The organism is Myxococcus sp. SDU36, from assembly GCF_030168875.1.
In the GTDB taxonomy this organism is placed as follows: domain Bacteria; phylum Myxococcota; class Myxococcia; order Myxococcales; family Myxococcaceae; genus Myxococcus; species Myxococcus vastator.
Genome location: NZ_CP077414.1, coordinates 4,986,942 through 5,008,725, shown reverse-complemented (window position 1 = coordinate 5,008,725; position 21,784 = coordinate 4,986,942). Strand labels below are relative to the sequence as shown.

The 21,784-nt window shown below is 72.1% G+C and carries 20 protein-coding genes; 9 read left to right on the top strand and 11 right to left on the bottom strand.

Going from position 1 to position 21,784, the window contains the following annotated elements; all coding sequences use genetic code 11:
• Nucleotides 1-70: 70 nt before the first annotated feature.
• From KGD87_RS19840 to KGD87_RS19830, 3 genes are all read left to right on the top strand, one after another.
• A complete protein-coding gene (locus KGD87_RS19840) occupies nt 71-3,280 on the top strand; it encodes an ATP-binding protein (RefSeq protein WP_284661823.1) in 3,210 nt (1,069 codons plus the stop codon).
• Between the two features lie 89 nt (nt 3,281-3,369).
• On the top strand, nt 3,370-5,106 hold the full coding sequence (locus KGD87_RS19835) for a DUF6311 domain-containing protein (RefSeq protein WP_284661822.1): 1,737 nt from the start codon (nt 3,370-3,372) through the stop codon (nt 5,104-5,106).
• 45 nt (nt 5,107-5,151) lie between these two features.
• On the top strand, nt 5,152-5,796 hold the full coding sequence (locus KGD87_RS19830) for an HAD family hydrolase (RefSeq protein ID WP_163785570.1): 645 nt from the start codon (nt 5,152-5,154) through the stop codon (nt 5,794-5,796).
• A 91-nt stretch (nt 5,797-5,887) separates the two neighbouring features.
• Here KGD87_RS19830 and KGD87_RS19825 read toward each other — a convergent pair whose 3' ends face one another.
• The 3 genes from KGD87_RS19825 to KGD87_RS19815 form a co-directional block, all read right to left on the bottom strand.
• Entirely contained in the window at nt 5,888-6,454 is a 567-nt protein-coding gene (locus KGD87_RS19825) for a hypothetical protein (protein WP_284661821.1), read from the bottom strand.
• 136 nt (nt 6,455-6,590) lie between these two features.
• Complete coding sequence (locus tag KGD87_RS19820) at nt 6,591-7,175, bottom strand: nucleotidyltransferase family protein (RefSeq protein WP_284661819.1); 585 nt, start codon at nt 7,173-7,175, stop codon at nt 6,591-6,593.
• Complete coding sequence (locus KGD87_RS19815) at nt 7,172-8,284, bottom strand: XdhC family protein (protein ID WP_284661818.1); 1,113 nt, start codon at nt 8,282-8,284, stop codon at nt 7,172-7,174. The genes KGD87_RS19820 and KGD87_RS19815 overlap by 4 nt, the downstream gene beginning before the upstream one ends.
• 177 nt (nt 8,285-8,461) lie before the next feature.
• Between KGD87_RS19815 and KGD87_RS19810 the strand changes: the two genes are divergently transcribed.
• A complete protein-coding gene (locus KGD87_RS19810; RefSeq protein ID WP_163785578.1) occupies nt 8,462-8,863 on the top strand; it encodes a hypothetical protein in 402 nt (133 codons plus the stop codon).
• A 43-nt stretch (nt 8,864-8,906) separates the two neighbouring features.
• Here KGD87_RS19810 and KGD87_RS19805 read toward each other — a convergent pair whose 3' ends face one another.
• A complete protein-coding gene (locus KGD87_RS19805; protein ID WP_284661816.1) occupies nt 8,907-9,884 on the bottom strand; it encodes an NADPH:quinone oxidoreductase family protein in 978 nt (325 codons plus the stop codon).
• A 317-nt stretch (nt 9,885-10,201) separates the two neighbouring features.
• Between KGD87_RS19805 and KGD87_RS19800 the strand changes: the two genes are divergently transcribed.
• On the top strand, nt 10,202-12,436 hold the full coding sequence (locus KGD87_RS19800; protein WP_284661815.1) for a M4 family metallopeptidase: 2,235 nt from the start codon (nt 10,202-10,204) through the stop codon (nt 12,434-12,436).
• 83 nt (nt 12,437-12,519) lie between these two features.
• Here the strand turns inward: KGD87_RS19800 and KGD87_RS19795 are convergent, their stop codons facing one another.
• Together KGD87_RS19795 and KGD87_RS19790 are read right to left on the bottom strand one after the other, a co-directional pair.
• Entirely contained in the window at nt 12,520-13,350 is an 831-nt protein-coding gene (locus tag KGD87_RS19795) for a metallophosphoesterase family protein (protein WP_284661813.1), read from the bottom strand.
• Between the two features lie 20 nt (nt 13,351-13,370).
• A complete protein-coding gene (locus tag KGD87_RS19790; RefSeq protein ID WP_284661811.1) occupies nt 13,371-13,730 on the bottom strand; it encodes a response regulator in 360 nt (119 codons plus the stop codon).
• A 141-nt stretch (nt 13,731-13,871) separates the two neighbouring features.
• Between KGD87_RS19790 and KGD87_RS19785 the strand changes: the two genes are divergently transcribed.
• Nucleotides 13,872-14,237, top strand: a complete 366-nt coding sequence (locus tag KGD87_RS19785) for a helix-turn-helix transcriptional regulator (RefSeq protein ID WP_011556052.1) — start codon at nt 13,872-13,874, stop codon at nt 14,235-14,237.
• Between the two features lie 8 nt (nt 14,238-14,245).
• Here KGD87_RS19785 and KGD87_RS19780 read toward each other — a convergent pair whose 3' ends face one another.
• Together KGD87_RS19780 and KGD87_RS19775 are read right to left on the bottom strand one after the other, a co-directional pair.
• Nucleotides 14,246-15,451 carry a DUF790 family protein gene (locus KGD87_RS19780; RefSeq protein ID WP_284661808.1) on the bottom strand — a complete coding sequence of 402 codons (1,206 nt, stop codon included), beginning with the start codon at nt 15,449-15,451 and terminating at the stop codon, nt 14,246-14,248.
• A gap of 1 nt (nt 15,452) precedes the next feature.
• Complete coding sequence (locus KGD87_RS19775; RefSeq protein WP_284661807.1) at nt 15,453-16,832, bottom strand: DEAD/DEAH box helicase family protein; 1,380 nt, start codon at nt 16,830-16,832, stop codon at nt 15,453-15,455.
• Nucleotides 16,833-16,937: 105 nt separating this feature from the next.
• Here KGD87_RS19775 and KGD87_RS19770 point away from each other — a divergent pair, with 105 nt between their 5' ends.
• The 3 genes from KGD87_RS19770 (at nt 16,938) to KGD87_RS19760 (ending at nt 19,216) form a co-directional block, all read left to right on the top strand.
• Nucleotides 16,938-17,387 (top strand): DMT family transporter, encoded by a 450-nt coding sequence (locus KGD87_RS19770; RefSeq protein WP_284661806.1) that lies wholly within the window; start codon nt 16,938-16,940, stop codon nt 17,385-17,387.
• Nucleotides 17,388-17,400: 13 nt separating this feature from the next.
• Nucleotides 17,401-17,808, top strand: coding sequence for a response regulator (locus KGD87_RS19765; RefSeq protein WP_176413325.1), 408 nt, complete (start codon nt 17,401-17,403; stop codon nt 17,806-17,808).
• Nucleotides 17,809-18,610: 802 nt separating this feature from the next.
• A complete protein-coding gene (locus KGD87_RS19760; protein ID WP_284661804.1) occupies nt 18,611-19,216 on the top strand; it encodes a hypothetical protein in 606 nt (201 codons plus the stop codon).
• A gap of 31 nt (nt 19,217-19,247) precedes the next feature.
• Here the strand turns inward: KGD87_RS19760 and KGD87_RS19755 are convergent, their stop codons facing one another.
• Genes KGD87_RS19755 through KGD87_RS19745 form a run of 3 tightly spaced genes read right to left on the bottom strand, consistent with a single transcriptional unit; the run spans nt 19,248 to nt 21,763 of the window.
• Nucleotides 19,248-20,219 (bottom strand): hydrolase, encoded by a 972-nt coding sequence (locus KGD87_RS19755; RefSeq protein ID WP_284668667.1) that lies wholly within the window; start codon nt 20,217-20,219, stop codon nt 19,248-19,250.
• Nucleotides 20,220-20,276: 57 nt separating this feature from the next.
• Entirely contained in the window at nt 20,277-20,624 is a 348-nt protein-coding gene (locus tag KGD87_RS19750) for a YkgJ family cysteine cluster protein (RefSeq protein WP_284661802.1), read from the bottom strand.
• A complete protein-coding gene (locus KGD87_RS19745) occupies nt 20,621-21,763 on the bottom strand; it encodes a hypothetical protein (protein ID WP_284661801.1) in 1,143 nt (380 codons plus the stop codon). Before KGD87_RS19745 ends, KGD87_RS19750 begins: the two co-directional genes overlap by 4 nt.
• Between the last annotated feature and the right edge of the window lie 21 nt (nt 21,764-21,784).

Below are 21,784 nucleotides of genomic sequence, written 5' to 3'. Positions count from 1 at the left end.
GTCACGCATGGGCGGTGTTCGTTCCGCGTGGTGTCATCGCCTCCGCGTGGTGTCATCGCAGGAGCGTGCGATGGGTGATGTGTCCTCCAGAAGGTTGGCAGGCTCCTCGGCGGGCATGCTGAGGGCACTGCCCGGTGAGGACGCCCAGCCGTTCTCCGCGACGCCTCCCGAGGGCTCGGTGGCGCTGGTGTTCACCGACGTGCAGGGCTCCACGCGGCTGTGGGAGCGGTGTGGCGCGGGCATGCGTGACGCGCTGGAGGTGCATGACCGCGCCCTGCGCTCCCTGCTGGCCGGCGGCACCGGCTACGAGGTGAAGACGCAGGGGGACTCCTTCATGATTGCGTTCCCCTCGGTGATGGAGGCGCTGGCGTGGTGTCTGGAGGCGCAGGACGTGCTGCTGCGCGCGCCCTGGCCGGTGGACATCCTCTCCCAGCCCGAGGCCGCCGAAGAGGTGGGGCCCGGAGGGCTGCTGTTCCGGGGCCTGCGGGTCCGCATGGGCGTACACGTGGGCGAGCCGGAGTGCCGCGTGGACGCGCGCACCGGCCGGACGGACTACCTGGGCCGCATGGTGAACGTGGCGGCGCGCGTGGCGGCCGCGGGCCATGGCGGTCAGGTCCTGGTGAGTGGCGGCGCCTGGGCGCAGGCCGCGCAGGTGCTGGAGGCGCTGGGCCGGCCCGCGGTGCGTCCCCTGGGCGCGTTCCGGCTGAAGGGCATTGATGATGCCGTGGCCTTGGTGGAGGTGCTGCCCGCGCACCTGTCGGAGCGGCGCTTCGGCGTTCCACGAGCGCCCAGAGACAGACAGGGGAATGTGCCCGTGCTCCAGGCCGGACTGGTGGGGCGGAGCATGGAGCTCGGGTGGCTCCGCCGCGAGTTCGCGGACGGCACGCGGCTCGTCACGCTGCTGGGGCCCGGCGGCATGGGAAAGACGCGGCTGGCCACGTCCTTTGGCGCGCTGGAGCTGGAGTCGGGGGACTGGGAGGGCGGGGTGTGGCTGTGCGAGCTGGCCGAGGTCCAGACGGCGGAGGCGCTCTGCCTGTCGGTGGGCCATGCGCTGGGCATCCCCCTGCGCGCGGACGGAGACCCGACGGAGCCGGCGGAGCGGCTGGGGCGCGCGCTGAACGACTGTGGTGACGTGCTGCTCATCCTCGACAACCTGGAGCAGGCCGTGCAGCACCTGCCCGCCACGTTGGGGCGCTGGCTCCAACTGGCGCCTGGCGCGCGCTTCCTGGCGACGTCGCGCGAGGCCCTGGGGCTCCCCGGTGAGCGGCTGCTGGACCTGGCGCCGCTCTCCGTGCCGGAGGAAGGTGAGTCCCGGCTGGAGGAGCTGGTCCGTTCGGACGCGGTGCGCCTGTTCGCGCAGCGAGCGCGTGAGGCCCGAGGCCACTTCGAGCTGACGGCCGGCGAGGCGCCGATGGTCGCGGACATCGTGCGGCAGCTGGATGGAATCGCCCTGGCCATCGAGCTGGCCGCCGCGCGCATGGCGCTGTTGAGCGTGAGCCAGCTTCGGGAGCGGCTCACGCGTCGCTTCGAGCTCCTGCGCACGGGACGGCGTGACGGCTGCGCGCGACAGGCGACGCTGAGAGGGGCCATCGACTGGTCCTGGAACCTGCTGGAGCCGGAGGAGCGGGCCGCGCTGGCGCGCTGCTCGGTGTTCCGTGGCGGCTTCACGCTGGAGGCGGCCGAAGCGGTGCTGGGGCTGCCCCCGGACGGGCCCGCCGTGCTGGACGTGCTCCAGTCGCTGCGCGCCAAGTCGCTGCTGCGCGTGCTGGAGGCGGAGCTGCCCGGCGGTGACTCCCGGCTGGGCCAGTACGAGAGCATCCGTCAGTACGCCGCGGCCCGGTTGGCCGAGGAGGGCGTGGCAGACGCGGCCGCGTTGGCGGAGCGGCACGCGGATTGGTACCTGTCGCTGGCCCGCGGCCTGCGCGCACAGGTGCGCAGCCAGGGCGGCGCGGAGGCATTGCGGTGGCTGGCGCTGGAGCGGGAGAACCTCCTGGCGGCGTGTGACAACGCCCTGGCCGTGACGCCCGCGACGTCGCGCTCGGTGGAGCGGGCGCTGGAGGCGCTGGTGGCGCTGGAGCCGGAGGTGGTGACGCGGGGCCCGGTGCGCCTGCTGCTCGAACGGCTGGACGCGGCGCTGGCGCTGGCGGACCGGGTGACGGGCGCGCCCAGGCGGGTGGCCGAGGCCGTGGCGGTGCGTGGCCGCGTGTTCCTGGAGGCGGGCGACCTGATAGCGGCCCGCGGGAATCTGGAGTGCGCGCGCGCGTCGCTGCGGGTGTTGGGCGCGGTGGCGGGCGAGAAGCGCGTGCTGGTGGACCTGTCGATTGTGGCCCGTCACGAAGGCGCGCTGTCCCAGGCCTGGGAGCTGGTGCGCGAGGCGCGGCTGTTGTCGTCGGAGGGCGACCGCTGGCTGGACGCCTACACCGTGGGCAACCTGGGGCTGGTGGAGCAGGCGCGCCGCGGCGCGGAGGCGGCCATCCCCCACCTGCGCGCGGCGCAGGCGCTCTTCCACGGCGTGGGGGACGTGACGTTCGAGGTGGGCTTCCTGTCCAACTGCGCGGTGGCCATCGGGGAGATGGGGCGCACGAGCGAGGCGATGCGCCTGCTGGAGGAGGCGATGGCGCGCTCGGCCAGCGTGGGCGACAGGGCGGGGCACGCGCTGGCTCGCCTCAACCTGGGCTGCTACCTGCTGGAGGAAGGACGGCCGCAGGAGGCGCGCGCGCACCTGCTGGCCGCGGCGCGCATCGGCCGGCAGTTGGGGCAGCGGCTCTTGGAGGGCACCGCGCTGGGCGAGCTGGGGCGCGCGGAGCTGGCCCTGGGGGCGTGGAGCGACGCCTGGGCCCGGCTGTCGGAGGCGGTGTCCGGCCTGGGCCGCGTGTCGCGGGGGCAGGTGCTGCGCTTCGCGGTGTACCGGGCCGTGGTGGAGGCGTGCATGGGAGACGCCGCGGCGGCGGAGGCGAGCTTCGTCGTGCTGGAGGGCGCGCCGGAGCTGCGGGATGACCCGGTGCTGCGCGAGCTGGCCGCGCTGCTTCGCGCGGCGGTGGACCTGGCGGAGGCGCGGGCCGCCTGGGACGACGTCGCGCGGGCGCAGCGGGCCTTCGCGTCGGCGCGCCAGCGCATCGCGCGGGCCCGGAGCGCCCCTCCGGAGGCCGCCTCGTCGGACCTGCGTGGCGCGCTGGGGTTCCTGGAGGGCGCCCTGTGGCGGCTCACCTCGGAGCCCGAGGACGTGGAGGCCGTGGAGGTGGAGGGCAGGGGCGCCCCTGTCTGCGTCGGGGCCGCTTGACGCCCCTGAAACGGCTGTGCTTCAAGCGGCGCTCCCATGCCCGAAGCGCGCGTCACCTTCGTCTCCGTCGCCTCGCGTGAGTGCCGTTCATGACGCCCGCCCTGCTGCCCGAGCGGCCGCGGCGCATCCTGGACACGCTCGCATCGTTCGTCATGGCGAACGCGGGCCCGCTCGGGGCCGGCGGGGTGGGGCTGCTGGCGTTCCTGGCCATCTACGGGCCGGCGGCGCTGAATCCCACGCGCCTGTCGTGGCTCATCCGTGACGACTTCAGCCAGCACCTGCTGGGCTGGCTGTTCTTCCGCAACGAACCGCTCCGCTTCCCGCTGGGCGCCATCGACGGCTACCTGCATCCGCTCGGGACGACGCTCGGCTACATGGACGCCATCCCCTGGGTGGCGTTGGTGCTGCGGCCGTTCTCCGGCCTGCTGCCCGCCGACTTCCAGTACATCGGTCCGTGGATGTGCATGTGCCTGGTGCTCCAGGGCGCCGCGTCCGCGTGGGTGGCGCGGCGGATGGGCGCGACGGTGCCGCAGCAGTGGCTGGTGGGCGCGCTGCTCGTGCTGTCGCCCACGCTGCTGGCGCGCATGAGCATGGCGCACGAGGCGCTGTGCGCGCACTGGACCCTCGTGCTGCTGGTGGGGCTGAACCTGCTCCCGCAGCGGGACGCGCGCGAGGCGAAGCAGGCGCTGGGCATCGCGCTGGCGCTGTGCGTGTTCGCCGCGGGCGTGCACCCCGTGGTGACCGCCATGGTGCTGGCGCTCGCGTTGGCGCTGTGCGCGCGGACCGCGCTGGAGCGGAAGCTGCCCTGGCGGTGGCCCCTGCTGGGCGCCGGGGTGAACGTGGGCGTGGTGCTGGCGCTGTTCTACGTGCTGGGCTACCTCGGCACGGTGCGCACCCTGGGCGCCGGCGCCTTCGGTGGGTTCTCCGCGGACCTCCTGACGTTCGTCAATCCAATGGGCTACCGGGACTCCTGGTCGCGCTTCCTGGACTCTCTGCCGAGACAGGGCGCCCAGTACGAGGGCTTCGGCTACCTGGGGCTGGGCGTGCTCTTCGCGCTCTGGGCCGCGCTCATCCTGCTGGTGCGGGACGCGCCGCTCGTCGCGCGGCATTGGCGCAGGCTGGCGCCGGTGGGGCTGGTGGCGCTGGGCCTGGGCTTCTTCGCGCTGTCCTCGCGCGTCACCCTGCGAGGCGAGCTCATCGCGGACCTGTCGGGCCTCTACGCGCCGGTGATGCGATGGGTGGAGCCCTTCCGTTCCTCCGGCCGCTTCGTGTGGCCGCTGTACTACCTGCTGGCGCTGGGCTCCGCGCTCGCGCTCATCCGCCTGCCCCGGCCCACGGTGGCGCCGTCGCTGCTGGCGCTGGCGCTGGCGCTGCAAGCCTTCGATGTGAACCTGGGGCGGGGCCATCAGGCGAAGGAGGGGCCGGCCTGGAACACGCAGCCGTCCCAGGCGCTTCGCGAGGCCGCCGTGGGGCGCAGGCACCTGGTGCTCTACCCACCGCAGATGCATGACGGCTCCGGGCGGGGCTGCCGCGCCGGGCCCATGGACTTCCACCGTTGGGCCTACCGCGCCTACCTGCTGGGGCTCACCTTCAACAGCGGCTACGTCGCGCGGCTGGATGACGCGCGCGCGCAGCCCTACTGTCTGGGGCTCGACGACGATATCCGGGCGGGCAGGCTCGACCCGGAGGCCGTCTACCTCTCCATTCCGCAGCGGCTCCACGAGTTCCGCGCCATTCGCGGGACGCGCTGCGTGCAGGAGGAGCGGCTGTGGCTGTGCGTCCTGGAGCAGGCGCCCGCGGCTCCGGCGGAGCGCGCCTCGCCCTGAGCCCGGAGGGAGGACAGGGGACACGAGAGGGGGTATGGAAGGTGCGTGAGCGCTTCCTCTTCTCGCGGCATCCTCTTCGACCTCGACGGCACGCTGGTGGACTCGCTGCCGGACATCATCGACAGCTTCCTCCATGCCTTCGGGCACCTGGGGCTTCCAGCGCCGACGTATGAGCAGGTGCGCGCGCTCATCGGCCACCCGCTGGACTGGATGTACAGCCAGTTCGCGCCGGACCACGTCCCCGCGTTGTGCGTGGCGTACCGTGAGCACTACCCGCTCCACTTCCACCGGCGCTCGCGGCCCTATCCGGGCGTGGTGGAGGTGCTGCGCGCGCTGCGCGAGCGGGGCTACCTGCTGGCGGTGGCCACCACCAAGCGCCCCGACATGGCGCGCAAGTTCGTGGACGCCATGGGCCTGGGCCCGCTGCTCCACCACGTCCAGGGCACTGAGGGCTTCGCGCACAAGCCCGCGCCCGACGTCATCCACCACGCCCTGGCGGCGCTGGGCACGGGCGGGCTGTGGATGGTGGGGGACACCGCGCTGGACTTGCGCGCGGGACAGGCTGCGGGGCTGCGGACCTACGCCGTCACCTGGGGCACGCATCCGGTGGACGTGCTCGCGAGCGCCTCGCCGGACGAGCTGCAGCCGGACCTGCAGCGGCTCCTGACGCACCTGCCGCCACTGGCGTGACGGCGGGCGTCTTCGGGGGATGAAGCCAGCGCCTGGCCCACCTGGACGACGTGGGGGGGGCGGGACCTGGGGCGCTGGCCTCAGGCCGTGTTCAGTCCGCCGCCATCCCCGGGCACTTGCCCGTGGCCAGGTACTCCGCGTTCCGGTGGATTTCGGAGCTCAGCTTGTCCTGCCGGGCCGGGTCGACGGCGGTGTAGACGATGACGACGCCCTCCGGAGAGTCGTGCACGCTGGCGATGGACGGCACCGACGGCGCGCCCGCGGAGCCCGGCTCCTCGCGGCCGCCCATCTCGTCGTAGTCGACGCCCGGTGGCTGGGCCATGCCGCTGCCGCCCGTGCCGCGCTCCTGCTGGAACTGCATCATCCTCCGGCTGCGCTGCTGGAGGTCCGCCACCCTGTCGGTTTCGGGCGTGACGATGATGAGGGCCACGCCCTCCGGGATGTCCTCCGCGCGCGCCTGTGCGCCGGACACGTCCATGGGGCAGTCCCGCTTCATCTCCGCCTGCGCGTCGGGCGGCAGGCCTTCGTCCTGCTGTGGCATCTGCTGCGCCGTGGGTGGCATCCCGCCCTGGGATGTCTTGGCGTTTCTGGAGCAGCCGACCGACAAACACATCACCGCCGAGGCGGCCAGCGCCGCCGGGAACCTGAGTCTGGACATGAGCCCCCCTTTGCTGAAAGTCCTGCGCGCAGAAGGTGGGGCGCGGTGCGTGGTGGTGGCAATACGCACTGCCGTCCCAGAGGGCGCGCCTCGGGGCCGATGCGCGTATCCGCGACGCGACGGATGAGGCTTCGGCTCACGTCAGCCGCGAGACATCCTCGGGCGTGTCCACGTCTTCACCACCGCCGGGCAGCGGGACGTCCACCACGCGCGAGGGCACGCGCGCAATCACGCCGCGCGCGCCCTGGGCCGGGCTCAGCGCCTCCAGCTCCGGGAAGACGGCGCGCGCGAAGAGGGCGGGGACGCCCCGGGTGTCCTCGTAGGCGGAGGCCACCACGGACGCGCGAGTCCGTTCGAAGGTCTCCAGCAGCGCACTCAAGTGTGCGGCCTCCACGCGGAGTTGGTCGCACAGCAGCACGAGCACGGCGTCCAGCGCCGGTGGCTCCGTCTCCCGCAGCGCGCCGAGCCCCACGCGCAGCGAGCCTCCAGGGCCCGCGGCCCAGCCCGCATGGTCCACGGTGCGCACGGCGAGGCCCGTCAGCTCCGCTGCCACCGCATCCCGCGACGCGCCCAGCACCACCACCACGGGGCCGCACCGCAGGGACGCCGCGGCCTCGGCGGCGCGCCGCACCAGCGTCGTGCCCTGGTAGCGCACCAACTGCTTGGGGTGGCCCAGCCGCGAGGAGCCGCCCGCGGCCAGCAGCACCACGCCCACCGTCACGCGAGCCTCCGCACCGGTGGGGGCGCGGCGGTGTGGATGGGCGCGCGCCGCTCGCGAAGCTTGCCGCCCTGGCGTCCGGCGACCACCGCTTGAAGCTCGGCGATGATGGACAGGGCAATCTCCTCCGCGCCTTCCGCGCCCAGGTCCAGGCCCACGGGCGCGTGCAGCTTCTCCAGGTGCGCGTCGGTGGGCGCGGAGGGCAGCTCCGCGAGCAGCCGGTCCGTGCGCGAGCGAGGTCCCAGCACGCCCAGGTAGCGCAGGGGCCCTGGGAGCAGCCGCGCCAGCAGCTCGCGGTCCTGCGGCAGGCTGTGCGTCATCAGCACGGCCAGCGTGCGGGGTGACAGGGGCAGCGCGCCGGGAGCGTCCGGGGCCTTCGCCGACACCACCGCGTGGGCCTGGGGAAAGCGGCGCCGCAGGGCCTGCGCGGGCCGGTCCGCCACCACCGTGACGTGCCAGCCCAGGGCCGCGGCCTGGTTCACCACCGGGGCCACGTCGAAGCCACTGCCGAAGAGCACCAGGGGGTGGGGCGGCTCCACGACTTCCACCAGCACGTCCGCGCCGCCGCAGGGGCCGCTCCACGTCCGGCCCGCCACCAGCGCCTCGCGCGCCGCTTCACGCACGGCGTCTTTCAGCGCGCCGGACAGGTGTCCCGCTTCGGTGCCGTCATCGCGGAGCATCCACCGGAAGCCCACGGCGCTCGCGGGGCCCCGGTACACCGTCACCACCACCGCCCGGCGTCCCGCTTCCCGCGCCTCGGCGGCGAAGGTGAGGGCCTCGCCCGCGCCCGCCTCCCAGCGCTCCAGCAGCACGTCCACCACGCCGTTGCAGCCCAGCGCGAAGGAGAAGGCCCCTTCGTCCTCCGCAGTGTCGCTGGTGGAGTCGTAGCGCAGCAGGCGAGGCCCGGTGGTGGTCCAGAAGAAGGCCTTGCGGACGACGTCGGCCTCCAGGCAGCCACCGCTGATGCCGCCCGCGAGCCATCCGTCCTCGCTCATCAACATCCGCGCACCTGGCCGCCGGTAGGCGGAGCCCGACACCTCGACCACCGTGGCCAGGACCAGGGGGCCGCGAGCTTGCGCCCGCGCGCGGAGGATGGCGTCCAGGTCCTTCATGTCTCGTCGTCCTTGGCGGGGGGTGACTGGAACGCGACGGGAAACTGTAGTCGGCGCCATTCCATCCCGGCCAGTGACGTTCTTTCGCGTCGGGGCCTCAAGGTGGGCCTGGGTGCGGCACTCGACACACGTGGTGACTGGATGAATCCCCGCGGCTGGGGTGTAGTTCCCATCCGCATGCCCGTCCTGCGTTACGCCTTCACCCTGAATGCCGTGCGTGAACTCGGCCGCCTGGCTCCGGACATCGCCCGGGCGCGGGCGGAGGCGGCCCTGGACACGAGCCTCCTGCACATCCGCGAGGCCTGCACGGCCACGCTGGGCATGGAGTTCGACACGCTGGTGTGCTTCGACGCGCGCTCCGTGGTCCGCCTGTTCTCACACGCGGAGCAGGCCCGTATCCTGGCCCGGCTGGTGGACGAGCGGGCACGCACGCTGGCGCGGGTGGGCCGCTTCCAGGAGGCGCTCGAGGACACCGTCTATGCGGGGCAGTTGCTGGCGTGCTCGCGCCAGCGCTTCGGCCTGCCCAAGGACGCGCGCGCGGCGGAGACGCTGGAGCGCGAGGTCCCCGAGCTTCGCTGACCCACGCGGGGTGGGCCGCGCTTCACCGGGAGCGCCCGCCAGGTCAGCCTTCGCGCATGCGCAGCACCACCTTGCCCGTGGCGCGCCGTGCATCGAGCTCGCGCAGGGCCTGCGCGCCCTGCTCCAACGGGAACACCGGGCCCACGACGGGCGTGAGCACCCCGCGCTCCGCCATGGCCTCCAGGTCCTTGGCGATGGTGGGCGTCAGGGACGGCTCGTGCAGGAGGAAGCCGCCCCAGGCCACGCCGACCACGTCGATGTTGCGCAGCAGGAGCCGGTTCACCTGGACCTCGGGGATGCGCCCGCTCGCGAAGCCCACCACCAGCAGCCGGCCTTCGGGCGCCAGGCACTTGAGGCTCTTGTCGAAGACGTCGCCGCCCACCGGGTCCACCACCACGTTGGCGCCCAGTCCGCCCGTCTTCTCCCGCACCTGGGAGAGCCAATCTCCGGTCGACAGCAGCACCTCATGCGCGCCGGCCCGCCGGGCGACGTCCGCCTTGCGCTCGTCGCTCACCACGGCGATGACGCGCGCCTGCGCGCCGCGCGCCACCTGCACCGCCGCCGTGCCCACGCCGCCCGCGGCGCCATGGACCACGACCCACTCCTCCGCCTTGAGCCGGCCTCGCCGGTGCAGCGCGAAGTGCGCCGTGTGGTAGTTCATCACCACGCCCGCGGCCGCCTCGAAGCTCCAAGCCGCGGGGATGGGGAACACCATCTCCGGCTGAATCGCAGCCACCTCCGCGAAGCCGCCCAGCCCGAAGCTGAAGGCCATCACCCGCTGCCCGGGCTTCACCGCCGCGCCCGCCGGCGCCCGCCGCACCACCCCCGCCACCTCCACGCCCGGGATGAAGGGCAGGGCGGGCTTGAGCTGGTACTGCCCCCGGGTGAGCAGCAGGTCCGGAAAGCTCACCCCGGCCGCCACCACGTCGATGAGCACCGAGTCCCCCGCCTCGGGCTCGGGCACGTCCACCAGTTCGAGCCCGTCAGGGCCGTCCAGCCGCTGTAGCTGCAATGCGCGCATCGTTGCCTCCCGGACAGGCAGCGTAGTGGCCAGCCACGACGATGCCAGTGTTGCCGTACGCGCGCGGGCGGACCCGCGGTTCGGTACGGAGTTCACGCGACTCGTGGAAAACCGAGGCCTGCTTGGATGACCCGTCACGTCATGTGCCAGGTGGCCCGCATTGCCAGTAGACCCTGTAAGTCCATGAAACTAAAGGATTAATCGTGATTGGCCTGAAATCTTAGAAGTGGATAATAGCTGAAATAATCGCGCAACCTTGAAATTCGTGTCATCCCTGTGGCATCGTGCTTCCTAATCTTTCCACTTAGGAGGATTACATGGTGCAGAAGAGAGTGCGCGGAGCGCTTGGTATCGCGGCGCTGTCTGTCGTCGTCGGTTGCAATGAGTCCACCCCTGCCCCCGAGGCCGACAAGCCTACGGATGCCGCGAAGGCGGCGACGCTGGAGAATGGCGCGAAGGTCATCCTGACGGACAGCCAGAAGGTGGCGAAGTTCGTCACCGGTCTGTCGATTCCCCTGCCGGAGATTCCCGCCGCGGGCCCCAAGGCGCTCAACGCCGCCGCGCTGGCGCCGGTCATCGACACCCTGGCGCCGATGTTCCGCCTGGACCCGGCCAACCTGGTCTTCAAGAAGGCGCAGACGGACAAGCAGGGTGACGTCCACTACCGCTATGCGGTGAAGCACAACAACATCCCGGTGCTGGGCGGCGAGCTGCGCGTGCACGCGCGCAACGGCAAGGTGTTCGCGGCGAACACCAACGTCCGCGGCGACCTGCGCGCCGAGCTGAAGCCGGCCATCGCGGGTGAGATTGCCACGTCCTCGGTGGACTCCGACCGCGAGACGCTCGCGGGCTGGGTCACCGACAAGAACCCGGAGCTGGTGTACTGGCGCATCGATGACGAGCTGCGCCTGATGTACAAGGTCGTCCAGCACGGCAACAAGGCGGACGGAACGCCTGTGCGCGACTGGGTCCTGGTGGACGCGCGCAACGCCGATGTGATGCTGCGCATCCCGCAAATCAAGGAAGCGCTCGACCGCCGCCTCCACGACGGCAACAACACCACCACCCTGCCGGGCGCGGTCGCGCGCACCGAGGGCCAGGCGCCGGTGGCGGACCCCGTGGTCAACACCAACTACGACCACCTGGGCACCGTCTACGACTGCTACAGCACCCTGTTCGGTCGCGACTCCATCAACGACGCGGGCGCCACGCTCATCAGCACGGTGCACCACCGCGTCAACTACGTGAACGCCTTCTGGGACGGTACCCAGATGGTGTACGGCGATGGCGACGGCGTGACGGCCACCAACCTGGCCAACTCGCTGGACGTGACGGCGCACGAGCTGACCCACGCCGTGACGGACAACGAGTCGGACCTCATCTACTCGGGTGAGTCCGGCGGCCTGAACGAGTCGATGTCCGACGTGTTCGGCGCGGTGTGCGAGTGGTACGGCGACGGCGCGGACGAGGTCTCCCCGCGTCACTGGCTGATTGGCGACGACGTGTGGACCCCGTCCATCCCGAACGACGCCCTGCGCTACATGAACGACCCGGCGCTGGACGGCGACTCGCTGGACCACTACCACAACTACGTGCCCGGCACCGGCGTGCACTACAGCTCTGGTATCTCCAACCTGGCGTTCTACCTCCTGTCGCAGGGTGGCACGCACCCGCGTGGCAAGAGCCCCATCGTGGTGGCGGGCATCGGCATCGAGAAGGCCGCGCAGATTTTCTACAAGGCCAACACGTTGATGGTGCCGACGTCCAACTTCGAGGCCGCCAAGGCGATCACCGAAGAGGCCGCGCTGGAGCTCGGCTACGACGCCGCCACCATCGAGTCGGTGTCGAACGCGTGGAAGGCCGTGGGCGTCAGCGTCCCGGTTCCTCCGCCGCCGACGGACCCCATCGTGAAGGACGAGCCCATCGTCGTGTCGGGTGGCGCCAACGAGAAGAAGTACTTCGAGGTCACGATTCCGGAAGGCGCCTACAACCTGAAGTTCACCCTGTCGGGTGGCACGGGTGACGCGGACCTGTACGTCCGCTACAACAGCGCGCCCACCACCGCGCTGTACGATTGCCGCCCGTACGCCGGTGGCAACAACGAGGTCTGCAACTTCCCGTCGCCGCAGCACGGCAAGTGGTACGCGATGCTGAACGGCTACCGCGCGTACTCCGGCGCCACCCTGACGGTGACCTGGGAGGGGGGCTTCGTCCCCATCGAGAGCGGCATCGCCGTGGAGAACCTCACGGGCGCGGCGGGCTCCTCGCAGGTGTTCATCCTCGACGTGCCGGAGCGTCGCCCGGGCCAGGGGAAGAACAACATCTACATCCAGACGGGCGAGGGCAAGGGCAACCCCGACCTCTACGTCAAGCGCGGCGGGGCCCCGACGCACGCGGACTACGACTGCCGCAGCGTGAAGGACCACCAGTCGGAGAAGTGCAACCTCATCAACGCGCCGGCCGGCCGCTACTACATCGAGGTCTACGGCGCGAAGGATGGCTACGAGGGCATCGTCCTCATCGGCTCCTTCCTCGAGCCGCAGACCAAGTAGCTTGAAGTGACGGCGCGGCCCTTGTCCGCGCCGATGAGGCCCCGGGTGCTCCGCTTCACGCGGCGCCCGGGGCTTCGCATTTTCTACGGCGTGGGGCCGGGCAGGATGACGCGCAGGCAGCTGTCCCACGCGTGCACGCCCCGGTACTTCCACTGCATGGGGTAGCCCAGCGACACCTCTTCGAAGCGCACGCCGTCACGCCACAGCGTCGCGGGCATGTGGAGGTGGCCGGTGACGACGACCTCCGCGCGGTAGCGGGTGTGCCAGTCCTCGGTCTGCTTCGTCCCGCACCAGATGGAGAAGCGGGGGATGCGCGGCAGCCGCACGTGCTCGTGGCGCAGCGGGTAGTGGTTGATGAGGACGGTGGCGCAGCCCGGGGGCAGGGCGTCCAGCCGGGCCCGCGTGGATTCGACGCGCGCGGCGCACCAGGCGGAGCGGCTGGCGTGGGGCTCGGGGTGCAGCAGCACCTCGTCGGTGCACAGCAGGTCATCCTCCCAGGCCCACTCCAGCGCCTTGTCCGCGGGCACATGGTCCGGGCGGAACGTGTAGTCGTAGCCCAGGAACATGGGGACGATGACGCGCTCGGGGCCAGGGCCGGGCCAGCGGGGGTAGGGGTCCTCCGGCGTGAGGGCGCCGTAGCCGCGGCACAGGCTCACCAGCCGCTGGTAGCGCGCCTCGCCCTTCAGCTGCGGCTGCTCCGACGGCAGGGTCCACAGCTCGTGGTTGCCGGGCACCCAGATGACCTGCCGGAAGCGCTGGGTGAGGGTGCTCAGCATGAGCTCCATCTCCGACAGCGTCTCGCCCACGTCCCCCGCGACGATGAGCCAGTCCTCCGGGTGGGCCGGAAGCGCCTGGAGCGCCAGGCGGTTGTCGTTGTGGCGCAGGTGCAGGTCGCTGATGGCGTAGAGCTTCATGGCGCGTCCAGGGGGGCACCTTAACGCGGGCTTCCCGCGGATGTCGCACCGATGCCCAGCATTCGCAGCAGGGCATGCACCTCCCAGGGCGGCGCGGCGCGGTCCATCCAGGTGATGTCCCGCGCCAGGGGCGGCATCACCGCATGCAGCGCGCAGGCGGTGCGTGGGTGGCGCGCGCGCACCTGCTCCAGCAGGCCCAGCCCGTCCCCGTCCGGGAGCAGCTCGCCCGTCACCACCACGGACGGCGCCTCTTCCTTCACCAGCGCGAGGGCTTCCTCCATGCAATGGGCGAAGCGCTTGCCGCCGGGCAAATCCCTCACGAGGCGCCGCAGCGCCGCGAGTGAACGTGGGTCTTCATCCACGAACAAGAAGGTCAGCATGTTCTTCGCGCCAGCAGGGTGAGACCTGTGTGGTTGGCCAAACGCACGAGGTTGCCTACCTACAAGACTACTCAGGAAGTTCTTGGATGCCAACCTCTCAAGTCATATCGACATGGGCGGACCCGCCAGGTTAACGACCCCATGGAAAAGACTCTCGCATCCCGCCTTGGCGGAGCGGCTCGCCTTGCTCGGACCCGCCTGAACCTGACGCAGGCCGACGTGGCGGAGCGGATTGGCATCGCGAGCGAAGTCTATGGCCGGCTCGAGCGCGGCCACATGCTGCCGAGCATCCAGACGTTCCGCAGGTTGTGCACGGTGCTCTCCATCTCCGCGGACGAGGCGCTGGGCCTCAAGCCGGTGCAGGAGGTGAAGTGGGCCGCCGAGCCGCCCAGCGACTACGGCGAGTCCGCCGAGCTGCGGCGGCTCATGCGCCGGGCCAAACAGTTGGACCGGACGTCCATCCGAATCCTCAGCGTGCTCGCGGCGCAGTTCAAGCCGCGCGGCTGACGCGCCGCTCACCGTCCGGGCTCCAGCTTCGCCAGGCGCTCCCGCAGCTTGCGCGCGGAGGGGAAGCCGTTGAAGAGCACCACCTGCGGGTGGGCCTCCAGCGCCGCTCGCTCCACGGCCTCCCTGGCCAGCGCCCGGTCCACGCCCAGCAGCAGGCCCGCGTCCGGCCGCGAGCGCAGCTCCGTCAGCCGCCGGGCCAGGGGCGCCGCGTGCCACGCGTGGAAGAGCTCCAGCGCGACCTCTCTCCTGGACGCGCGGTGGCGGAAGGTGAGGTCCGGCACGCACAGCCCGGAGGCGCCCACGTGCCGGGGCAGGGGCGTCAGGTCCAGCTCCCACGCGTCATCCGCGAAGCCCTCCGCGAGCGAGGCCACCTCCGGAGGGATGTGACCCAGCGCGGCGGGTAGGGGCGAGCGCAGCGGGTCCTTGTGGCTGAGCATCAGCGTGGCCTGCCGCCGTGAAGGCTCCACGGTGGCGGTCAGCTCCCAGCGCTCCAGCACCGGCACGACGGACAGGAAGGTCGCCAGCTGCAGGCCGTACTTCTTCTGGAGCGCCAGCATCGCTCCGGGGCCCTCCACGTCGAGCGCCCAGTTGTCGTCGTCGCGCCACACCTCGGCCACCAGGCGGCAGAACTTGAGCCACCGGAGCACCTTGCGCACGCGCAGCAGGTCCGGCGCCTGGGCGCGCAGGCGGAGGCGCCGCGCGGACAGCAGGGGGCCCTGCGCCAGCGCCAGGTTGTAGCGGTCCACCAGGTCCTGGGCGTCCAGCCCCTCACCGTCCCAGCCCACCAGCCGGCGGTGGCCGGGCAGGTCCGAGTACAGCGCCTCGCGGGCCTCGGCCAGGGGGGTAGGCAGCGTCTGGGCCAGCCGCGCCTCGAAGTCCTCGACCGAGGCGTCGGGCGGCAGGGCGCGCAGGACGTGTCCCGCCGCCTTGATTCGCTCCCAGCGGGCCTCCGTCACGCCGGGCGCGGGCTCGTCGAAGAGGAGCCGGTCCTGCACCAGCTTCACCAGGCCGCGCGCCACCTTGGGCCTGGTGAAGGCGCCGGCCTTCAAGCCCAGTGACTCCTCGATGTCGTCGCGCTGGCCGCCGCGCGACGCTTCCACCTCCGCGAGCAGTTCCTGGGCGAAGGTCAGCAGCTCCGCGTCATCGCGCTTCACGAAGACGGGGCGGAGCACGCCCTGGCGCACGCGGAAGTTGAGCAGCTCGCGCGTCAGCATCTCAGCCACCCTCCTGATAGGCGCCGTGCTGGCGTCGCCGCTCGCTGATGCTGCTCTCCGCCGTCTGCGCGGAGCACACCTCGTACAGCAGGGCGCGCTTCCCCGGCCGCTTGCGGAGGATGCGCCCCAGCCGCTGCACGTGCTCGCGCACGCTCGCGCTGCCGCTGAGCACCACGCCCACGCGCGCCTCGGGCACGTCCACGCCTTCGTTCAGCACGCGCGAGGTCAGCAGCACCGGCAGCTCCCCGGACGCGAAGGCCGCCAGCAACGCCTTGCGCTCCGGCACCGGCGTGTGGTGCGTCAGCGCGGGCAGCAGGAAGCGGCGCGCCAGCGTGTACACCGTCTCATTGTCGTCGGTGAACACGAGGACCCGGTCGTCCCGGTGCTCCAGGAGGATGCGCCACAGCACCTCCTGCTTGCCGCTGGACGTGAGGGCAATCCGCCGCTGCTCGCGGTAGGCGCGGTACGCCGCGCGGCCCTCGTCGCTGCGCTGGCTCTGCGCCAGGAAGCGCGCCCACCCGTCCGGCGCGGAGAGCGGCACGGCCAGCCTGCGCACGAAGCCCAGGTACAGCGCGCGCGCCGTGTCGTAGCGCGCCTTCTCGTCGGGCGTCAGGGGGACCTCCACCCGCTTCACCTCATAGGGCGCCAGGTATTCACCCTGCAGCTCCCGGATGTCCGAGCGGTGCACGCGGGGGCCCAGCAGCTCCTCGCAGACGCGCTCGCCACCATCCGCGCGCTCCAGCGTCGCGGTGAGGCCCAGCCGGTACGGCGCCAGCGAGCCCTCCGCGATGAAGCGGTAGCTGGGCGCGGGCAGGTGGTGGCACTCGTCACACACCAGCAGGCCGAAGCGGTTGCCGTGGAACTCCGTCTGCATCGCCGCCGAGTCGTACGTCGTCACCGTCAGCGACTGCCGGTCATTCACGCCGCCGCCCAGCAGGCCCACCGGCACGGAGAAGTGGCGCGCCAGCACGCCCTGCCACTGCGTCATCAAGTCCAGCGTGGGCACCACCACCAGCGTGGGCCGCTTCACGTGGGCGATGGCGAGCACCGCCAGCAGCGTCTTGCCCGCGCCCGTGGGCAGCTCCACCAGGCCGCGTCCGCCCGCGCGTGTCCACGCCTCCAGCGCCTGCTGTTGATGCGGAAAGGGTTGGATGGGCGAGGTGAGCGGGAGCTCCAGCGGCTCGAAGCGCTTCGCCTTGTCCTCGTAGGGGAGGCCCAGCTCCCGCAGCCGCAGCACCGCGTCGCGGTAGTGCCTGGCGGGCGCGCGGTAGACGCCAGTGCGTCCGTCCTTCTGGAAGAGGGTCCGCAGGCGGGCATCCTCTGGCAGCGTGGGCGCGACCAGGGTGCCGCAGTCGAAGTGGAGCTCAGTGGGCGGCGGCATCGGCGTGAAGGGACCTATCCGGTCATCCTGGGTTTCGCCAGCCTCATCGGGGACGTGGGGGGTAGGCTTGCAGGGGGGCGCTGTTCACGGTACCCAGCGCGCCGCATGCGCTTCATCACGCTCGTTCCCATGCTGTGTGGCCTGGCAGTCGTAGCCCAGGCCGGTCTCAACCGCCGCTTCGCGGGCCAGTGGGGCCTGATGAGCGCCGTGCTCCTGAACATGGTGGTGGCGACGGCGGCCACCTTCGCGGTGTACCTCGCCGTGCGCGCGGTGCCGGGGCTCTGGCCGGAGGCCGCGGCGGGGCAGGGTCGCTTGAGTGGCTTTTCGCCCTGGCACCTGGTGCCGGGCCTGTGCGGCGTCATCATCGTGCTGGGCATGCCCTGGGCCATGAGCCGCCTGGGCGCGGTGCAGTCCGCCCTGCTGCTGATGGCGGCGCAGCTCCTCACCAGCCTCGTGTGGGATGCGATGGTGGAGGGCCGCCCCGCGACGCTCCCCCGGGTGCTGGGCTCCAGCCTCGCCTTCATGGGGGCCGCCATCGCCGTCTGGAAGGGCTAGATTCAGCCTCGAGATGCGCCGGGTCCTCATCGTCAGTCCTCATGCGCCTTCGCGCGAGCTGCTGCGGCGCATCCTCGAGGCGCCGGACCTGGCCATCTCGGTCACCGGGGATGCGGACGACGCCTTCTCCTCGCTGACGTCCCGGCCCCCCGCGCTGGTGGTGGTGGACGTGCGCCGCCCGGATGAGGACCACCCGCTCTTCCTGGGCCTGCTCCGCAAACGTCACCCGACGCTTCCCGTCATCGCGCTCGTCCCTGGCAGGCTGCGCATCTTCGACGGGCGGCACGAGCGGGTGCTCGAAGCCCCCGGTGACACCGCCGAGTCTCTCCATCAGATGCTCGTCTCGCTTCAGCAGGCCCTGCACGAGCTGCTTGCCCAGGACTCGCTCCGGCTGTGGCGCCCACCTGTCGGGCGCGCCTGAAGGGCTTCGTCGTCGCTGCGACAGTGGACCGGTACGGCGGGACGGCGCGTTCGGCCCGCGAGCGTAGTTTTTTCCGGCCGCCGCCCGGCTCCGCGCCCGCCCCTGGGTGCCATTCCTTCGTAAGCCTCTGAAACAATTGGCATTTCGTCCTCCGGCTGGCATGGCACGGTGAATGCTATGGGGTTGGGCACGGTGCGACGCGGGCCGGCGGATGGGGATGGTTGGCGGGTGTGGGAAGTCGGTGCGGGTCGCGGGTTGCGAGGGCGGGGACGGAGCTGGGGCGGCGCCTGGAGTGGGGAGGCGGGCCTTGGTGGGGTGGGGGCGAAGGACGGCGCGGGTTGCCGGCGCTTCGTTGGGGGACGAGGGCGGCGGCGGACGTGACGGCAGGGCCTGGTTCGAGTCGGGACAGGGAGCAGGACTGGGGAGGGGTGGACCCGCCGCGCTTCGTGGGGGCGGAGCGCGGCGGGTTCGCACCATCAGGCAGGACGGGGGGCGTGACGGATGGGGCCGCGGTGCTTCGTGGGGGCGGAGCGCGGCGGGTTCTCGACGGCATGGCGAAAAGGGGCGCGGGTTCCGGTGAGGTGGGGGCCTCCCGGAGCCCGTCGCGCCTTTTTGCTCGCTCGCGGTCCCGGCGCGGCGGTGGAGCAAGGCTCCCGCCCAGCGCTGACCAGGCGGGCAGTCAGGACATTTCAGGGACGTGGATGCAGGGTGGCCAGTGAGCAATAGCTTCACCCGAGAGGCCCGTCACAGCGGCGGGGTGGGAGGACGGGCGGGACGGGGCATGCGTCACGGGAGGCAGGGCATGGGGGTGGTATCCGCGCTGGCAGTGGTCGGGGTGCTGCTGACGGCGCAGACAGCGGCGGCTTCGGGGCTCCAGCGGCGCGGCACCCAGGACCCGGAGCGGCTGGCGCCGTTCGGCTTGATGCTGGACGCCAGCGCCCCCGAGGGCGCGGGCCTGTCGCTCTCCTTCCGGCCCATGCGAATGCTCCGGCTCCACGTGGGCGGCACGCACAATGGGGTCCGTCCCGGAGCGCGCGTGGGCCTCACGTTGCTGCCCTGGAAGGGCAGCCTGACGCCCGCGCTGACGCTGGAGGCGGGGCATGCGCGGCCCGCGAATGGTGCGGGCCTGGAGCGGCGCATCGTGGACCGCACGCAGATGCCCATCCATTCGCTGGAGCGCGTGGGCTACTCCTACGCGAGCGCCCTGCTGGGCTTCGAATGGCAGGCCCCGAAGCGGCTGACCTTCTTCGTGCGCGGCGGCTTCAGCATCATGCGGCTCTACAGCCCTGGCATCGTCGGCGTGGACGAGCAGTTCCGCGCCGCGCTGGAGCCCGCGAACTTCCACGGCTGGAGCCTGAGCAACATCGAGCCCACCGCGAAGCTCGGCATCCTGTTGTCCTTCGGCTGAGCCGAGGCCGCTGCCTCAGGCCGCGCGCGGCTTAGGACAGCACCGCGTCGAAGAAGGCCAGCACCTGCGCCTCGGCCCAGAAGTGGGGCCTATGCACCTGGCCTCCGACGAAGCCGACGTGACCACCGTGCTCCGTCACCACGACGCTCAGGTGGGGATTGTCGGCGGCGGCGGGCGGGATGACGGGCATCTCCAGCATCGGGTCGTCCGCGGCGCTCAGCAGCAGCGTGGGCCTGCGGATGGCGTGCAGCCGGGGCCCGGCGGAGGACTCCGCGTAGTAGTGGGCGGCGTCGCGGAAGCCGTGCAGCGCGGAGGTGACGGCGTCGTCGAAGGCGCGGATGGTGCGCGACGCCTCCATGGCCCGGCCGTCGAAGGCGGTCGGGAAGTGGCGCAGCTTGTCGCGCGCCTTCTGCTTCAGCGTCCGCAGGAAGCGCTCGCGGTACAGCCGGTGGAAGGGGCCGCCCGTGTCGAGCTTGCGGCAGCAGGCGCTCAAGTCATACGGCGCGCTGACGGACGCGGCGGCCTCCACGGGCGCGTCGTCGCCCAGCGACTCCAGCAGCCGGCACAGCACGTTGGCGCCCAGGGAGAAGCCCACCGCGAACAGCGGGCCGGTGACGCGGGCGCGCGTCTCGTTCAGCACCCGGAGCGCGTCATCGATGTCGCCCGAGTGGTACGAGCGCGCCAGCCGGTTGGGCTCGCCGCTGCATGAGCGGAAGTTGAGCGCGGTGGCGCCCCAGCCGCGCGTCCGCGCACCTCGGAGGATGGCGGTGACGTAGCCCGCGCGGGACGAGCCCTCCAGGCCGTGCAGCGCCACGACGTGTGGCGCGCCCGCCGCGCCGTCGAAGGTGTCCAGGTCGACGAAGTCGCCGTCCGGCAGCTCCAGGCGCTCGCGCCGCAGCGCGGGCACGCGGGTGGGGCGCACGAGCGAGGCGTAGATGGTCTGCGCGTGCTCATTCGCCAGGCCGGGCGCGGGCACGAAGGGCTGGGTGGGCTGGAATCGCACGGCCGGGGGATAACGCCCGTGCGCGGGGACGACAAGCGCTCTTGCCACCAGGCGCTCTCAGTCCTTCGCGCCGCCAGGGCGGGGCAGGCTGGCCAGGCGGCGGGCCATGCGCATGGACGCGCAGCCCTGCTCGCGCGAGGCCCGGGCCTCCGACTGGAGCCCGAAGAGGCCCAGGTACTTCTCCACGCGCTCGTCCAGCGTGGGCGCCTCGATGAGGGCGCAGAGTTCATCCGCCTGGTAGTCGCGGCAGATGGCGGGCCGCTCCTCGTACACGTCGCAGAGGTTGTCCTCCTTCAGGTGCGGGCAGCGCAGGCCCAGCGGCTTGTCCAGCGCGGCGATGTCGGGCGCCACGCAGCAGGCGCCGCAGCGCGTGCACTCCACGGGCTTGGAGGCGGCGTCACTCACCGGGGCACGACCGCCTTCACCGTGCCCAGGTTCGTCACGGTGAGGCGCGCGCCCTGGCCCTTCTTCCAGGCGAGGAACGCCCGCTCACCCCGCGGCTCCAGCACGTGCTCCTGGGCGCCGTCGTCCTCGTAGCGCAGCCGCACCGTGTACGTCTCCTCGCGGCGCAGCCGGTCCTCGGCGCCCACGGCCAGCTCGGGCCAGCGCGGCGCATCGTCGGTGCCGGACGCCTCCCGGCGCGTCAGCGGCTTCCACGCATGGGTGTCGTAGGTGCACTGGTCGGCGTACACGGGCTCCCGGCGGTAGCGCGTCTCGTTCTGGCAGTCCTCGTAGGACTCGCGGCAGTACCTCGTCACGTCCTCGCACACCTCTTCCATGAAGCCGTTGCCCAGGTCCCTGCGGCGGCACTTCTCCTCCGAGCCGCAGGCCACCTTGCGCGACTTCGTCCGGCACACCCGCTCCGTGCCGTCGGGGACGCGGCGGGTGCCTCGTTGGATGGACACGCAGTCGCGGATGTTGGCCACGCCCGCCACTTCGCCGGCGCCGTTGACGGGCATGCGCGGCGCGACGGCGCGCAGCTCGTCGTGCCACCCCCGCTTCGTCACCCGGGTGAAGCGCTCCTGCACCACGGTGCGCTTCCAGGCCGTGCCCGTCACCTCGCCGGGGAGCTCATGCGTCGTGTTGGCCCAGAGGCCGAAGGCGCCGGCACCCAGGCAGCAGAGGAACAGCGCGCCCAGCGCCAGGCGCATCCGCGCCGTGCGCTTCGGCTTCGCGGGACGTGGCGGCGGCGCTGGTGGCGGCTCGTCAAAGGCCTGGCGTGGGGCGGCCTTCGCGTCGTCGGTGCGCTCGGCGCCGCAGTGCTTGCAGCGCGTCGTGTCGCCCCGGGTGGCCGCGCCGCAGAAGGCGCAGAACCAGTCCTCCCCCGCCTTGGCCTGCTCCAACGCTGACGCGTCGGTGACGCCCTCGCGCAGCGACTTCCCGCTGGCCGCGTCCACGCCGCCGAAGTCGAACTCCGACTCCTTGCCCGTCAGCTCGCGCGGGTTGTTGCACTGGGGGCAGCGCTTGTGCCGGGCGCGAATCGACTTCGTGTCACACGAGGTGCAGTTCCACGTGCCCTCGATGATGCGGGTTCTGCGGGCCATGCGCGCATCCTAGCCGGACGC

Excerpts from the sequence above, each read along its gene's own strand:
- KGD87_RS19840 (WP_284661823.1), top strand. The coding sequence starts at position 71 with ATGGGTGATGTGTCCTCCAGAAGGTTGGCAGGCTCCTCGGCGGGCATG.
- KGD87_RS19835 (WP_284661822.1), top strand. The coding sequence starts at position 3,370 with ATGACGCCCGCCCTGCTGCCCGAGCGGCCGCGGCGCATCCTGGACACG.
- KGD87_RS19825 (WP_284661821.1), bottom strand. The coding sequence starts at position 6,454 with ATGTCCAGACTCAGGTTCCCGGCGGCGCTGGCCGCCTCGGCGGTGATG.
- KGD87_RS19815 (WP_284661818.1), bottom strand. The coding sequence starts at position 8,284 with ATGAAGGACCTGGACGCCATCCTCCGCGCGCGGGCGCAAGCTCGCGGC.
- KGD87_RS19810 (WP_163785578.1), top strand. The coding sequence starts at position 8,462 with ATGCCCGTCCTGCGTTACGCCTTCACCCTGAATGCCGTGCGTGAACTC.
- KGD87_RS19805 (WP_284661816.1), bottom strand. The coding sequence starts at position 9,884 with ATGCGCGCATTGCAGCTACAGCGGCTGGACGGCCCTGACGGGCTCGAA.
- KGD87_RS19800 (WP_284661815.1), top strand. The coding sequence starts at position 10,202 with ATGGTGCAGAAGAGAGTGCGCGGAGCGCTTGGTATCGCGGCGCTGTCT.
- KGD87_RS19795 (WP_284661813.1), bottom strand. The coding sequence starts at position 13,350 with ATGAAGCTCTACGCCATCAGCGACCTGCACCTGCGCCACAACGACAAC.
- KGD87_RS19790 (WP_284661811.1), bottom strand. The coding sequence starts at position 13,730 with ATGCTGACCTTCTTGTTCGTGGATGAAGACCCACGTTCACTCGCGGCG.
- KGD87_RS19785 (WP_011556052.1), top strand. The coding sequence starts at position 13,872 with ATGGAAAAGACTCTCGCATCCCGCCTTGGCGGAGCGGCTCGCCTTGCT.
- KGD87_RS19780 (WP_284661808.1), bottom strand. The coding sequence starts at position 15,451 with ATGCTGACGCGCGAGCTGCTCAACTTCCGCGTGCGCCAGGGCGTGCTC.
- KGD87_RS19775 (WP_284661807.1), bottom strand. The coding sequence starts at position 16,832 with ATGCCGCCGCCCACTGAGCTCCACTTCGACTGCGGCACCCTGGTCGCG.
- KGD87_RS19770 (WP_284661806.1), top strand. The coding sequence starts at position 16,938 with ATGCGCTTCATCACGCTCGTTCCCATGCTGTGTGGCCTGGCAGTCGTA.
- KGD87_RS19765 (WP_176413325.1), top strand. The coding sequence starts at position 17,401 with ATGCGCCGGGTCCTCATCGTCAGTCCTCATGCGCCTTCGCGCGAGCTG.
- KGD87_RS19760 (WP_284661804.1), top strand. The coding sequence starts at position 18,611 with ATGGGGGTGGTATCCGCGCTGGCAGTGGTCGGGGTGCTGCTGACGGCG.
- KGD87_RS19745 (WP_284661801.1), bottom strand. The coding sequence starts at position 21,763 with ATGGCCCGCAGAACCCGCATCATCGAGGGCACGTGGAACTGCACCTCG.